Below are 13,166 nucleotides of genomic sequence, written 5' to 3'. Positions count from 1 at the left end.
TTGCTGTCGGGCAATGCGCTTGCCGGGTCTATGGGTTCTTCGGCGGAACTACCTGGTCGCGCACGGGGGAGGGCTTGTCAGCACCGTCGGCATCCCCAAAGTTGATTGCAAGAAGAATCAAAGTGCATTGCATTTTAATTGCATTGCATTACACTTTGTGAGCATGAATTCAATTGACATCCCCGGCCTAGTTGCGGCGCTCCTCGAGAGTGGAACGGATCGTTGGAATATTGAGGCCAAAAGCGCCCGAGGTGGGCTACCAAACACATTGGATGAGACGCTGAGTGCTTTTGCCAACATGCCGGAAGGCGGCACTATTCTGCTTGGCGTATCCGAAACGCCCCAGGGTATCGAGGTAACGGGAGTGAATAACCCTGCCGCCTGCGCCCAAGGACTGGCAGGCAAGGCCCGTGAACGAGTTGTCCCGCCCGTCCAGCTCGGCGCCGTGGAATGGGAGTCCATCGACGGCGCAACCGTGGTTGCCTGCGTTGTTCCTCCGCAGCCGTCTGACCGAAGGCCGTTCCGGGTCGGCAAACACGGCCCCGCGTTCATTCGCGTCGGAGAGGGTGATTACAGGCTCAGCGAACAGGAAGAGTTGTACCTTGTTAGTCAACGTGCGCAGCCCGTTTTTGACGGGCAGCCCATCGAAGGCGCGAGTGTAGAAAAGGATCTGGTCCCCGAGCTGCTGGAGCAATACCTGGAGTCCCAGCGTCGCGAAAGCCCGCGGCTGCGAAACATGGGGCGTGAAGAGCTTCTCGTGCGCACCAGTGTCGTCGACCATGAGACCACATTGCCCACGCTTGCCGCAGTCTACGCAATGGGAGTACACCCTCAGCAATTCCTGCCACAAACAACCGTCAAGGCGCACGCGGAGCCAATGCCTAACTCCGACACCTCATTGCGGTTAGCGGACCGAGCGGAGTTTTCGGGTCCTGTGCCTGATCTCCTAGACGCAGCGCTGGACTGGGTGAACAAGCATCTCATGCACGGTGTGGCCTTTTCGGGTGGTCGGGGCTTTGACATGAGTGAAATCCCAGAAGTGGCTGTACGCGAGATCGTCGCAAACGCACTGGTCCACCGCGACCTCTCTCCAGCGAGCTTCGGAAGCTATCCGATGCTGGTTAAGCAGCCAACCAGACTCATAGTGAAGAACCCTGGCGGTCTATGGGGTCTCAGTGAACGGGAATTAGGGCGCACGAGCCCCCGTGCGCGCAACGCTGTGCTGTACAAGATGTGCTCATCTATTACGTCAGCCAGTGGTGCTCGCGTGATCGAGGGGCACGCAACCGGCATCCCTGAGGTGCGTCGCGCCTTGCGTGAGGCATTCCTTCCCGAGCCCTTCTTCAAGGACGAGGTGATTGAGTTCACAGCAATTGTCACGTCTTCGAGTGTGCTTCCTACCACCGACATTGAATGGTTGAACACTCTGCCCGCCGTAGAGTCCCTCTCAGTGGCGCAGAAACACGCTCTTGTGGCGATGCGAAACGGCGAGGACGTCTCAAACTCGGATTACCGGTCGCGCTTCCCGATGGATTCGGTCGAGGCACGCGATGAGCTGCAGGAGCTCGTGCGTTTCGGCTTGGCACACGTGACCGGCTCTGGGCGAGGAACCAAGTACGTTCTTGGGAGACAGTTGAATGAGCAGCGAGGTATAGTCTCGAGGGCCGAAACGGCCGCGCACGCTCGGCCTAAGGATCGGGAGGCGGTGCGCGCGGCATTACAGGAGTTGCGTGAGCCGAGTCGTCGATCCGCGATCGCCCAAGCAGCCGGTCTTACGGAAAACCAAACGTACCGAGCATTGCAACAATTGATCCACGAGGGTGAAGTAACGTCCGAGAAGGATCCCGCAGACAAGCGCGCTTTCCTTTATGCTCTCGTTGATTTCACGTAGATTGCATTTGCATTGCATTTCACTCTGTGAGTCGCCGCAAATGCATCTCGCAATCTCCACCCACGCGAACCCACTACCTTGGAGGCTATGAAGCTCGACATCGACACGGTCCGCACCACGTTCTTCGACGCCCTGCGCGCCCACGGCATGAGCGAGGAGCAGGCAGAGTCCTCGGCCGGCGTGTTTCTCGACGCCGAACTTGCTGGCAAGCCAAGCCACGGCGCGTTTCACCTGCTCACGTACCTCTCCGCGCTGGATAACAGCAGCATCAACGGCCAAGCTAACCCCACTGCGACGGCGCGCGGCAGCGTGCTAGCCATTGACGCCGACGACGGGCTGGCGCAGTTCGCGCTGGAAAAGCACCGCGACCAGCTCCTCGACATCGCGCGCACGAACGGTGTCGCCGTCGCCGCGGTTCGTAAGACCTATACCACCGGGGAGCTCGGGTGGTATGCGCGCTTTTTTGCTCGCCACGGGCTGATCAGCTTGACCACGACGAACTCACCCGCCCTGGTCACGCTCAACGCCTCGGGCGAGCGCGTCGTCGGCACAAACCCTGTGACATTCGGAATCCCCGAGGCCATGGTGGTGGATCAGGCCGCGACGCCGGCGGCGTTTATGCGGGTGCGCCAGCACGCCGAGCGCGGGGAGCCGCTGCCGCAGGGGTGGGCCGTTGACGCCGCGGGCCGGCCAACGGACGATGCCAGTGTCGCTGTCGACGAGGGTGCGCTGCTGCCCAATGGGGGCCACCGCGGCGGGAACCTCGCGCTCGTGTTTGAAATGCTGGCGATGTTGGCGGGCGGGGAGTCGTCGAAAAGCGCTGCGAAAAGGGGCGATGAGCCACCGCGCGTGGGGCTGTTCGCGCTGGTCATCGGCCCGGACTTTTTCGGAGCGGGTGCCCTCGGACGCCTGCAGGCACACCTCGCGACGCTCGCCGACGAGCACGAGGTCTACATCCCGGGCCGCACCCGTCCCGCTCCCGCCGAGCTTGACATCGACGATGCGACCTGGGAAAAGCTAGCTTAACTTCGCCGTCGCCGCCCGAATGCGGCGAGCAATGTCGCTTGCCGACGTCTGCGCGACGCCAAACTCCGTCCGAGCAGCGAGCGCCGCAGCCTCCCCGTGCACGATCACGGACTCGTGCAGGCGCTCGACCCCGTCGCGTGCAATCCGCGCGCCCATGATGCCGGCGAGCACATCGCCGGAGCCGGGGGTCGCGGCCCAGGACGAGCCGGTATCAACGACCTCGGCTGGGCCGTCGGGGTACGCAATGATGGTGGCGCGACCCTTGCGAACCACAGTGCAGCCCATCGCTTCGGCGAGCTCTCGGGTCCCGTGGAGGCGGTCTGTCTCGTTCAGTTCTAGTGCCTGTCGCAGTCGTGCGAACTCGCCATCGTGGGGGGTCACAACTGTAGGGTTCCCCCTTGAGAGTATATGTTGTCGCAGGTGGGCGTGCTTTTCCAGCAGTGTCAGCCCGTCGGCGTCGATAAGCACCGGCAGCTGCGTGCCTAGAATGTGCTCGAGGTCGCGCGCGGCCTCGGCGTCGGTGCCTGCGCCGGGGCCGAACACCCAGGCCTGGACGCGCCCAGCGCTGTCGACCGAGTCCGTGGCGACGACCTCCGGGTGCGCGCGAACGACCTCAAGCGCCTGCGGGCCCGCGTAGCGCACCATGCCCGGCGTGGCAGCGACAGCGCCGGCGGTGCACAGGATCGCCGCGCCGGGGTAGGTGCCGCTGCCCGCGCGGATGCCGACGACGCCGCCAGTGTACTTGTCGTCGTAAAAGCCGGGCTCGGAGGTTTCGAGAGTCGGGGCGCCGAGCTGGGTGATGCCGTCTGGCCAGGCAGTTTCGGGGCCGCTCGCGCGGTAGATCGGTGTGCCGGGGGAGGTCGCGAGCTGCGCGGCGAGACCGCCGATGTCGGCGAGGAGCTGGACGCCGCACTCTGGTGCCAGTGCTTGGGCGAGGCGCCACCCGCCGAAGGTGATTGTGTAATCGGCGGTGAGGTGATTGGCGCCGCGCTCACCGGTGTCGGCGCTGATCCCGCTGGGCACGTCGATGGAGAGGATCGGGGCATTAAAAGACAGCGTCCACGGCAGGTCGCCGGCGCCACCGAGTCCGAGGATGCCGTCGATGACCAGGTCGTAGTCGCCTCCTGGACTGTCGACGAGGGCGCCGCCGGCGTTGCGGAATGCCTCCAGCGCGCGTGGCTGGGCGGTGTCGAAAGCTCGCCAGGCATCGACGTTGCACCCGGACATCGCGAGCTCGGCGCCGGCGTAGAGTGCGTCGCCGCCGTTGCCGCCCTTGCCTACGAGCAGCACAACCCTGCCCTTGGCAGCTAACTCCCGCGCGACCCTGAACACCTGGTGCGCGGCGGCTTGCATCAGCTGGTCGGGGTGCTCCGGCGCGTCGAGCAGGGGCGCTTCCGCGGCGCGGATCTGGTCAGCGGTGTAGGCGAGGTTGCTCATGAGGCCACTGTAGGTGGGGTAGTGACAAATGTTGCAGGGATCGCACTCTGTTTCGGTGTTCCCCCAGGTCAGATTCCGGGGCGAGCAACATCTGTCACACCCAAGGGGGGCGTACAGTCGAACCCATGGGTATTTCGGAAGTTCTCACCATCGCCGCCGTCATCGCGATCCCTGCGCTGCTCATCGCCATCGCGGTGGTGCTCTACAAAATCTACAAGCAGGGACAATAGCGTCACCTACCCCTGGCAGCCAGGGCACCAGAACAGGTTGCGCCCCTCCACTTTGCGCACCGCGATCGGCTCGCCGCACACAAAACAGGGCTCACCCGCGCGTCGGTAGACGTACACTTCCCCGCCGTGGTCGTCCTTGCGCGGGTCGCGCCCCATCGCTTCGGGGGTATGTTCGTCGCGTACGGTATCGATCCGCCCGTGCTCGACGCCGTAGCGCATCAGCGAAACCAGGTCCGCCCAGACCGCATCGAAAGCATCACGCTCCAGCTGACATCCCGGCACAAAGGGGGAGATGCCCTGCCGGAAGAGGGCCTCGGCGCGGTAAATGTTGCCCACGCCGGCGAAGAGCTTTTGGTCCATCATGAGTGAGCCAATCGTGCGTTTCGACGCCCCCACGCGTGCGAATAGGGCGTCGGGTGAGGCGTCGTCACGCAGCGGATCTTCCCCGGTCCGATCGAGGATTGCCTGCATTTCGGCGGGGGAGACGTAGCGACAAAATTGTGGTCCGCGCAGGTTCGCGGCCACGTCGCCTGCGACGATGCGCAGGCGGATCTGGCCCCACACATCACGCGCCGGCTCGAAGCGCAAGCTGCCGATCAGGCCCAAGTGAATGTAGACAATGTGCCCGGTCGAGAAGCAGATAAACAGGTGCTTGCCGTGGGCTTCGGCCAGGGTGAGCGAGGAGGCGTCGATAGGCGAGGCATCGAAGCGGCCCTGCGGGGAGGACACAGACAGCGGCCCGCCGCGGAACCCGGAGTTCAGGTGCGCGGCGAGCCGGTGTATGACGTGGCCTTCGGGCATTCGAGCCAGTCTAGTGGTCGATGGGCTCCGCCGTGACCACGACGCCGTCGGCGTCGGCGTAGAGGAAGTGCCCCGGGTGGAACACGACGCCGCCGAAGGTGACCTGGACGTTGACCTCGCCCGCGCCATCCTTGTTCGACTTGCGCGGGTTCGTGCCCAGCGCCTTGCAGCCGAACGGCATCTTCGCAACCTCAGCAGAGTCGCGGATTGCGCCGTTGATGACAACGCCCGCCCAGCCGTTGTCCACGCCAGCCTGGGCGATCATGTCACCCATCAGCGCGGTGTGCAGCCCGCCGTGGCCGTCAACGACGAGGACGCGGCCGTTGCCGGGGGAGTTCAGCGTCTTCTTCACCAGTCCGTTGTCCTGGAAGCACTTAATGGTGACGATCTCTCCACAGAACTCGGTATGGCCGCCGTAGTTGGTGAATTGGGTGTCGCAGCTTGCGAGCTGCTCCTGGTCGCCGTAGAGATCGGCGATATCTGCTGTTGCCATGCATGAGGGCATTGGAAAACTCTCCTTTCAATCGTTGCGGGAAAGCAAAAGAGGGGAAGCCCTTGTCCAGGCTTCCCCTCTCTTACGTGCTCTTTCCTAGCGGATGACTAGAACTGAGACTCCTCGGTGGAGCCCTTCAGGGCTGCGGTGGAGGTGTTCGGGTCGACCGTGGTGGCGATGGAGTCGAAGTAGCCAGCGCCAACCTCGCGCTGGTGCTTGACGGCGGTGAAGCCGCGCTCCTCGGCAGCCTTGAACTCGCGGTTCTGCAGGTCCACGAAGGCGGTCATTCCCTCGCGAGCGTAGCCGTGAGCCAGGTCGAACATGCCGTAGTTGAGGGAGTGGAAGCCAGCCAGGGTGATGAACTGGAAGGCGAAGCCCATGGCGCCGAGCTCCTTCTGGAACTTCGCGATCTCCTCCGGGGAGAGGTGGGCGGACCAGTTGAAGGACGGGGAGCAGTTGTAGGCGAGCAGCTGATCCGGGAACTCGGCCTTGACAGCCTCGGAGAACTTCTTGGCCAGCTCGAGATCCGGGGTGCCGGTCTCCATCCAGATCAGGTCAGCGTACGGAGCGTAGCTCTTCGCACGGGCGATGCAGGGCTCGATGCCGTTCTTGACGTAGTAGTAACCCTCAGCGGACTTCTCACCGGTCAGGAACTGCTGGTCGCGCTCGTCGACGTCGGAGGTGATCAGGGTTGCGGCCTCAGCGTCGGTACGTGCGATGACAACCGTCGGGGTGTTGGCAACGTCGGCAGCCAGGCGAGCGGAGGTCAAGGTGCGGATGTGCTGCTGCGTCGGGATGAGAACCTTGCCACCGAGGTGGCCGCACTTCTTCTCGGAAGCGAGCTGGTCCTCCCAGTGGGTACCAGCGGCACCCGCTGCGATCATGGCCTTCTGCAGCTCGTAAACGTTCAGAGCGCCACCGAAGCCGGCCTCGCCGTCGGCGACGACCGGGACAACCCAGTTGTCGACGGAGTCGTCGCCCTCGACGCGGGCGATCTCGTCGGCGCGCAGCATTGCGTTGTTAACGCGGCGAACGACGTTCGGAACGGAGTTGGCCGGGTACAGGGACTGGTCCGGGTAGGTGTGGCCGGAGAGGTTGGCATCACCTGCGACCTGCCAGCCGGAAAGGTAGATGGCCTTGAGGCCTCCGCGGACCTGCTGCACAGCCTGGTTACCGGTCAGAGCGCCGAGAGCGTGGATGTACTTGCCATCGCCCTGGTTGACACCCTCCCAGAGGATCTCAGCGCCGCGCTTTGCCAGCGTGTGCTCCTCGACGACCTGGCCCTGGAGCTTCTCAACCTGCTCGGCGGTGTAGTCGCGCTGGACGCCGGCCCAACGGGGGTTCTCGTCCCAGTCCTTCTGGATCTCTGCTGCGGTACGTGCCTTGCCGGTGTTGGTGGTCATACTTGCCCCTTTCAATGGGAAAGATTGTGTTTCTGCGAGCCGATCCCGCCATCTGTGAATTGAGACACTAAGCGGGTGACTTTGTAACCAGTATTGCTGTGGGGGTGATCTTCGTCAACATCTCTCCTGTGTTAGTTTTCGCACGGGGGGACGGGCCAGATCTGTTAAGTTTGCGAAGTTCCACCCCCGCACCTTCGGGCCCCCCAAGGAGACTTCTGCTGGTTGTGCGGTTTTTCAAACAGTTTGCAGCGCAAAGGCTCTGGGGGTGTAAATGGCCGTAGCGATAACGGGCGCGGGGTAAACCAAAAACCGAACGGGGGTAGTAGAGGGTTGCGAAGCCACGTATCTCGTTTACTTCCGTGACCCGCCTCACTAACCTCGGGTAGAAAGTCCTACGCAACACTGCAGCAACACTGCCGAAAGGAATGCGCATTTTATGACTACGCCTACGTTTAGCGCCCACGAAGACCGCACCGAACGCGTTGAGGTCGCCGGCCTCCAGGTCGCTAAGCCCCTGCACGATTTCGTCAACAACTCTCTCCTGCCGGAGATCGGGATGGACGCCGACACTTTCTGGGCTGAGACCGCGCGTTACTTCGCGGACCTGACCCCGAAGAACAAGGCCCTCCTCGAGCGCCGCGATGACTTGCAGCGCCAGCTTGATGAGTACTACCGCGCTAACCCGGGCCAGCCTGATCCGAAGCAGCACGAGCAGTTCCTGCGTGAGATCGGCTACCTCGTCGACCAGCCGCGCGAGACCCAGATCCGCACCGAGAACGTCGACTCCGAGTTCGCTGAGGTCGCCGGTCCGCAGCTCGTTGTGCCGATTACCAACCCGCGTTTCGCCATCAACGCGGCCAACGCCCGCTTCGGCTCGCTGTACGACGCCCTTTACGGCACCGACGTTATTTCTGAGGACGGTGGCGCAGAGCCGGGCAAGGGCTACAACCCGGTGCGCGGCGACAAGGTCATCGCGTGGGCCCGCGACTTCCTGGACAAGGCCGTCCCGCTTGACGGTGCAAGCCACGCCGATGTGGAGAAGTACTCCGTCTCCGGCGGCAGCTTCTCCGCCACGGTCGACGGCCGCGAAGTTGCGCTGGCCAACCCCGAGGTCTACGTCGGCTACCAGGGTGATGTTGAGAACCCCGAGGCGATCGTGCTGCGCAACAACGGCCTGCACATCCTGATCCAGATCGATGCGGAGCACCCGGTGGGCAAGGGCGATAAGGCTCACGTCAAGGACGTCGTGCTTGAGGCGGCCGTGAGCTCGATCATGGACTTCGAGGACTCTTCCGCCGCGGTCGACGGCTCGGACAAGGCCGCGGCCTACGCCACCTGGTTCGGCCTGAACAAGGGCGACATTTCGGAGACCGTCGCTAAGGGCGACAAGTCCTTCGAGCGCACCCAGGAAGACGACCTCTTCTACACCTCCAAGGACGGCGAGGAGGTTCGCCTCCACGGCCGCGCGATGATGCTATGCCGCAACGTCGGCCACCTGATGACCACCCCGGCGATCCTCGTCGACGGCGAGGAGGTGCCGGAGGGCCTGCTCGACGGCATCATCACCGTCGCGTCCGCCATTCCTGGCCTGCGCGAGGACAACCCGCACCGCAACTCGCGCACCGGCTCGATGTACATCGTCAAGCCGAAGCAGCACGGCCCGGAGGAAGTCGCCTTCACCAACGAGATCTTCGACCGCGTCGAGCAGATCCTCGGACTGCCGCGCTTTACGGTCAAGGTCGGCGTGATGGATGAGGAGCGCCGCACCTCCGTCAACCTCGATGCCTGCATCAACGCCGCGGCAGACCGCCTGGTGTTTATCAACACCGGCTTCCTGGACCGCACCGGCGATGAGATCCACACCTCCATGTACGCGGGCCCGTTCGTGCGCAAGGCCGGTTTGCAGACCGCCGCATGGAAGCAGGCTTACGAGAACAACAACGTCGATGCCGGCATCGAGCACGGCCTGCCGGGCCGCGCCCAGATCGGCAAGGGCATGTGGGCCGAGACCGAGCACATGGCCGCGATGGTGGAGAAGAAGATCGGCCAGCCCAAGGAGGGTGCGAACACCGCGTGGGTTCCGTCCCCGACGGGTGCGACCCTGCACGCCACTCACTACCACCAGGTTGATGTGTTTGACGTGCAGGAGGAGCTGCGCGCCGCCGGCCGCCGCGACAGCTTGCGCGACATCTTGACGGTGCCGGTCGCCGAGGGTGACAACTGGTCCGATGAGGAAAAGCGCGAGGAGCTGGACAACAACTGCCAGTCCATCCTCGGCTACGTGGTGCGCTGGGTTGAACAGGGCGTCGGCTGCTCCAAGGTCCCGGACATCCACAACGTCGACCTGATGGAGGACCGCGCCACGCTGCGTATCTCCTCGCAGATCCTGGCTAACTGGCTGGTCCACGGCGTGGTCACCGAGGACCAGGTCATCGAGTCTCTTGAGCGCATGGCGAAGGTCGTCGACGAGCAGAACGCTGGGGATGCAAACTACCTGCCGATGGCCGCAGACTTCGATCAGTCCGTGGGCTTCCAGGCCGCAAAGGACCTGATCCTGAAGGGCACCGAGTCGCCGTCGGGTTACACCGAGCCGATCCTGCACGCAAAGCGCCGCGAGTTCAAGGCCATTCACGGTATCGCTTAAGCACCCGCTTCTCGACGCCTAGGCCAACGCCCGCACCTGTAAGGCGACCAATATCCTGGTCGTCGGGTGCGGGCATCGTCACGCGTGCGCGCTAGACTTCTGTCGTTGCCACGCGAAAGGACTGGTATATGCCGTACACCATTGGTTTTGACCGAGACAAGTACATCGAGATGCAGTCGGAGCACATCAGTGCCCGGCGTGCAGATGTAGGTGGAAAGTTGTATCTGGAAATGGGGGGCAAGCTTTTCGACGATCACCACGCCTCCCGCGTCCTGCCCGGATTCACCCCGGACAACAAGATCGCCATGCTCGAGCGCATCAAGGATGAGGTTGAGATCATGGTGTGCGTCAACGCCCAGGACATCCTGCGCCAGAAGATCCGCGCGGATCTCGGCATCACCTACGAAGACGACGTGCTGCGCCTTGTCGACGTCTTCCGCGAACGGGGATTCCTGGTGGAAAACGTGGTTGTCACCCAGCTCGAGCCCGGCAACGCCCCGGCCGAGGCGTTCGTCGAGCGCCTCGAGCGCCTGGGACTCAAGGTGTCGCGCCACCGGGTTATCCCCGGGTACCCGAACGACACGGCGCGGATCGTCTCCGACGAAGGTTTCGGGCTCAACGAGTACGCGGAGACGAGCCGGGACCTCATTGTCATGACCGCGCCGGGCCCGGGCTCCGGCAAGCTGGCCACGTGCCTGTCGCAGGTCTACCACGAGCACAAGCGCGGTATCCCCGCCGGTTACGCCAAGTTTGAGACGTTTCCCATCTGGAACCTGCCGCTGTCGCACCCGGTCAACCTCGCCTACGAGGCCGCTACCGCGGATCTGGATGACATCAACGTCATCGACCAGTACCACCTCGAGGCCTACGGGGAGAAGGTGTCCAGCTACAACCGCGACATCGAGGTCTTCCCGCTGCTCAAATCGCTGCTCAAGGAGGTGACCGGGGAGGAGCCGTACCAATCGCCCACGGACATGGGTGTGAACATGGCGGGCTACTGCATTTCGGACGACGCGGCCTGCCGCCACGCGGCGGAGCAGGAAATTATCCGCCGCTACCTCAAAGAGCTTGTCGACGAGCGCCGTACCGACCGCGACTCGACCTTCTCCGACCGCATCTCCAACGTGATGCGCAAAGCGGAGTGCACGGTGTCCATGCGCACCGTGGTGACGCCGGCGCTCGAGGTGGCGGAGGCGACGGGCAACCCCGGTGCCGCGCTGGAGCTACCCAGCGGGGAGATCGTCACGGGCAAGACGTCGGACCTGCTCGGCCCGTCCGCCGCGGTGCTGCTCAATGCACTCAAAAAGCTGGCCCACATCGACGACGACGTCCACCTGCTCTCGCCGGACTCGATCGAGCCGATCCAGTCGCTCAAGACCACCTATCTCGGTTCTGCCAACCCGCGCCTGCACACGGACGAAGTGCTGATCGCCCTGTCCGCCTCGGCCGCCCGCAACCCCGACGCCGCCCGCGCGCTGGAGCAGCTGCCGCAGCTTCGCGGCTGCGACGCGCACACCACCACCATCCTCGGGTCCGTGGACGAAGGCATCTTCCGCAACCTCGGTGTGCTGGTCACCTCCGAGCCGAAGTACTGGAAGAAGGCGCTCTACCACAAGAAATAGGCGCGGAAATGGGTAGGCGCGGGCCCATGAAACTAGAGCTCACCCCCGAAGACACCGTCCTTGCCGTCGTCGCCCACCCCGATGACATGGAGTACGGCGCGTCGGTGGCCGTCGCAAAGTGGGCGAGTGAGGGGATAGAGGTCAACTACCTTCTGCTCACCCACGGCGAGGCCGGCATCTCGGGGATGGAGCCCGCGCAGACCGCGCAGGTGCGGGCGAAGGAGCAGCGCGACGCCTGCGATCAGGTGGGGGTGCGGGAGCTCACTCTGCTGGACTTCCCCGACGGCCTGCTCGAGCACGGCCTCGAGCTGCGCAAGGCGATCGCCGGCTACAACCGCCGGCTGAAGCCGTCCATCATCGTGACCCAGAACTTCGACGTGATGGCGCCTTGGGGGCTCAACCAGGCGGATCACCGCGCGGCGGGGCTGGCCACTGTGGACGCAGCGCGCGATGCGGGCAACGAGTGGCTCTTCCCGGAGCTGGGGGAGAAGCACCAGGCGAAAACACTGCTCATTGCCAACCACCCCGAGCCGACCTGCGGCGTGGAGGTCAGCGAGCGCGACATCGCCCGCGGTATCGCCAGTCTGCGGTCGCACCGGCAGTACCTCGAGGTTCTGCCGGACCACGCGAGCCCCGAGGAAATCGTCCGCGGGGCCGCTGAGCAGGGCGGAGAGGTGGCGGGTACGCAGTACGCGATCACGTTTGCGTCCCGTCAGCTATAAATGAAAAAGAGGAGTACCATTTCAGGCATGGACATCAAAAACGTTACAGTACTCGGCGCCGGCGTTCTCGGCGCACAGATCGCACTCGTTACAGCTTTCCGCGGATTCAACGTCGTCTCCTGGGACATCAACGATGATGCCCTCGCGGCGGCGGCGAAGCGCTTCGACGCCTTCGGCGCCCGGATTGTGGCCGACCTCGACGACGCCACTGAGGAGTCGATGACCGAGGGTCGCGCACGCCTGACCCAGACCACCGACCTCGAGGAGGCCGTGCGCGAGGCAGACCTCATCATTGAGGCTGTGCCCGAAAACATCGACATCAAGCGAGACGTGCTCGGGCGCGCCAGCGCGGCGGCGTCGGATGCGACCATCTTCGCCACCAACACCTCGACACTTCTCCCGAGCGAGTTCGCGGACGCCGTTTCCTCTCCGGAGCGGTTCCTGGCGCTTCACTTCGCCAACAACATCTGGATCCAGAACACGGCCGAGATCATGCCTCACGCCGGCACGGACCTGAAGTACGTGGACGTCCTCGTCGACTTCGCTGAGCGGATCGGCATGGTGCCCGTGAAGCTGAAGAAGGAGCAGCCCGGTTACATCCTCAACACCCTTTTCGTGCCGTGGCTGAAGGCTGGCCAGTACCTGCTGGCCAACGAGATCGCCGAGCCTGCCGACATCGACCGGACCTGGCGCAACTCCACGGGATCGCCCAGGGGCCCGTTCGAGATCATGGACATCGTCGGCCTGCGCACGGTTCTCGCCGTGGGCCGGGCACAGGGGAACAAGGAGGAGTGGCAGGACAAGTTCTCCTCCATCCTCGAGGAAATGATCGCCGCGGGCCACATCGGCGTCGAGTCCGGGCAGGGCTTCTACACCTACGACAAGTAGGGCTGAAGG

At 63.9% G+C, this 13,166-nt stretch carries 10 protein-coding genes; 6 read left to right on the top strand and 4 right to left on the bottom strand.

The annotated features are described in order from the left end of the window. The first annotated feature begins 163 nt into the window (after positions 1-163). Both RIU96_RS01735 and RIU96_RS01730 read left to right on the top strand, forming a co-directional pair. Positions 164-1,891: an RNA/DNA-binding domain-containing protein gene (locus RIU96_RS01735; protein WP_259801811.1), complete on the top strand. Its 1,728-nt coding sequence runs from the start codon at positions 164-166 to the stop codon at positions 1,889-1,891. A gap of 87 nt (positions 1,892-1,978) precedes the next feature. Beyond that, positions 1,979-2,917 carry an Ldh family oxidoreductase gene (locus RIU96_RS01730; protein ID WP_144823351.1) on the top strand — a complete coding sequence of 313 codons (939 nt, stop codon included), beginning with the start codon at positions 1,979-1,981 and terminating at the stop codon, positions 2,915-2,917. Here the strand turns inward: RIU96_RS01730 and RIU96_RS01725 are convergent. The 4 genes from RIU96_RS01725 to aceA all read right to left on the bottom strand — a co-directional run bounded on the left by RIU96_RS01725 (position 2,909) and on the right by aceA (position 7,281). Then, entirely contained in the window at positions 2,909-4,354 is a 1,446-nt protein-coding gene (locus RIU96_RS01725) for an NAD(P)H-hydrate dehydratase (RefSeq protein WP_311205069.1), read from the bottom strand. The two genes, RIU96_RS01730 and RIU96_RS01725, sit on opposite strands and share 9 nt — an antisense overlap. A gap of 236 nt (positions 4,355-4,590) precedes the next feature. Continuing rightward, positions 4,591-5,385 carry an Fpg/Nei family DNA glycosylase gene (locus RIU96_RS01720; protein WP_311205068.1) on the bottom strand — a complete coding sequence of 265 codons (795 nt, stop codon included), beginning with the start codon at positions 5,383-5,385 and terminating at the stop codon, positions 4,591-4,593. Between the two features lie 10 nt (positions 5,386-5,395). Continuing rightward, a complete protein-coding gene (rraA, locus tag RIU96_RS01715) occupies positions 5,396-5,878 on the bottom strand; it encodes a ribonuclease E activity regulator RraA (protein WP_006841269.1) in 483 nt (160 codons plus the stop codon). A 107-nt stretch (positions 5,879-5,985) separates the two neighbouring features. Further along, the gene (gene aceA / locus RIU96_RS01710; protein ID WP_259812686.1) at positions 5,986-7,281 is read right to left on the bottom strand and encodes an isocitrate lyase; all 1,296 of its coding nucleotides are present in this window, start codon (positions 7,279-7,281) and stop codon (positions 5,986-5,988) included. A gap of 436 nt (positions 7,282-7,717) precedes the next feature. Here aceA and RIU96_RS01705 point away from each other — a divergent pair, with 436 nt between their 5' ends. The 4 genes from RIU96_RS01705 (at position 7,718) to RIU96_RS01690 (ending at position 13,157) form a co-directional block, all read left to right on the top strand. Next, positions 7,718-9,925, top strand: a complete 2,208-nt coding sequence (locus tag RIU96_RS01705) for a malate synthase G (protein WP_311205067.1) — start codon at positions 7,718-7,720, stop codon at positions 9,923-9,925. 128 nt (positions 9,926-10,053) lie between these two features. Further along, positions 10,054-11,547: a DUF1846 domain-containing protein gene (locus RIU96_RS01700; RefSeq protein ID WP_311205066.1), complete on the top strand. Its 1,494-nt coding sequence runs from the start codon at positions 10,054-10,056 to the stop codon at positions 11,545-11,547. A 26-nt stretch (positions 11,548-11,573) separates the two neighbouring features. Beyond that, complete coding sequence (locus RIU96_RS01695) at positions 11,574-12,269, top strand: PIG-L deacetylase family protein (protein WP_144779524.1); 696 nt, start codon at positions 11,574-11,576, stop codon at positions 12,267-12,269. Further along, positions 12,270-13,157, top strand: coding sequence for a 3-hydroxyacyl-CoA dehydrogenase (locus RIU96_RS01690; protein WP_006841264.1), 888 nt, complete (start codon positions 12,270-12,272; stop codon positions 13,155-13,157). Positions 13,158-13,166 lie beyond the last annotated feature (9 nt).

Origin of the sequence: Corynebacterium sp. Z-1, from assembly GCF_031844665.1 — a bacterium.
GTDB lineage: Bacteria > Actinomycetota > Actinomycetes > Mycobacteriales > Mycobacteriaceae > Corynebacterium > Corynebacterium sanguinis.
Note: the sequence above shows the minus strand (reverse complement) of the source record. Positions and strands in the feature narration are given on the sequence as shown.

Bases quoted from the DNA above. Each gene is read 5' to 3' on its own strand.
- RIU96_RS01735 (WP_259801811.1), top strand. From the start codon at position 164: ATGAATTCAATTGACATCCCCGGCCTAGTTGCGGCGCTCCTCGAGAGT.
- RIU96_RS01730 (WP_144823351.1), top strand. From the start codon at position 1,979: ATGAAGCTCGACATCGACACGGTCCGCACCACGTTCTTCGACGCCCTG.
- RIU96_RS01725 (WP_311205069.1), bottom strand. From the start codon at position 4,354: ATGAGCAACCTCGCCTACACCGCTGACCAGATCCGCGCCGCGGAAGCG.
- RIU96_RS01720 (WP_311205068.1), bottom strand. From the start codon at position 5,385: ATGCCCGAAGGCCACGTCATACACCGGCTCGCCGCGCACCTGAACTCC.
- rraA (WP_006841269.1), bottom strand. From the start codon at position 5,878: ATGGCAACAGCAGATATCGCCGATCTCTACGGCGACCAGGAGCAGCTC.
- aceA (WP_259812686.1), bottom strand. From the start codon at position 7,281: ATGACCACCAACACCGGCAAGGCACGTACCGCAGCAGAGATCCAGAAG.
- RIU96_RS01705 (WP_311205067.1), top strand. From the start codon at position 7,718: ATGACTACGCCTACGTTTAGCGCCCACGAAGACCGCACCGAACGCGTT.
- RIU96_RS01700 (WP_311205066.1), top strand. From the start codon at position 10,054: ATGCCGTACACCATTGGTTTTGACCGAGACAAGTACATCGAGATGCAG.
- RIU96_RS01695 (WP_144779524.1), top strand. From the start codon at position 11,574: ATGAAACTAGAGCTCACCCCCGAAGACACCGTCCTTGCCGTCGTCGCC.
- RIU96_RS01690 (WP_006841264.1), top strand. From the start codon at position 12,270: ATGAAAAAGAGGAGTACCATTTCAGGCATGGACATCAAAAACGTTACA.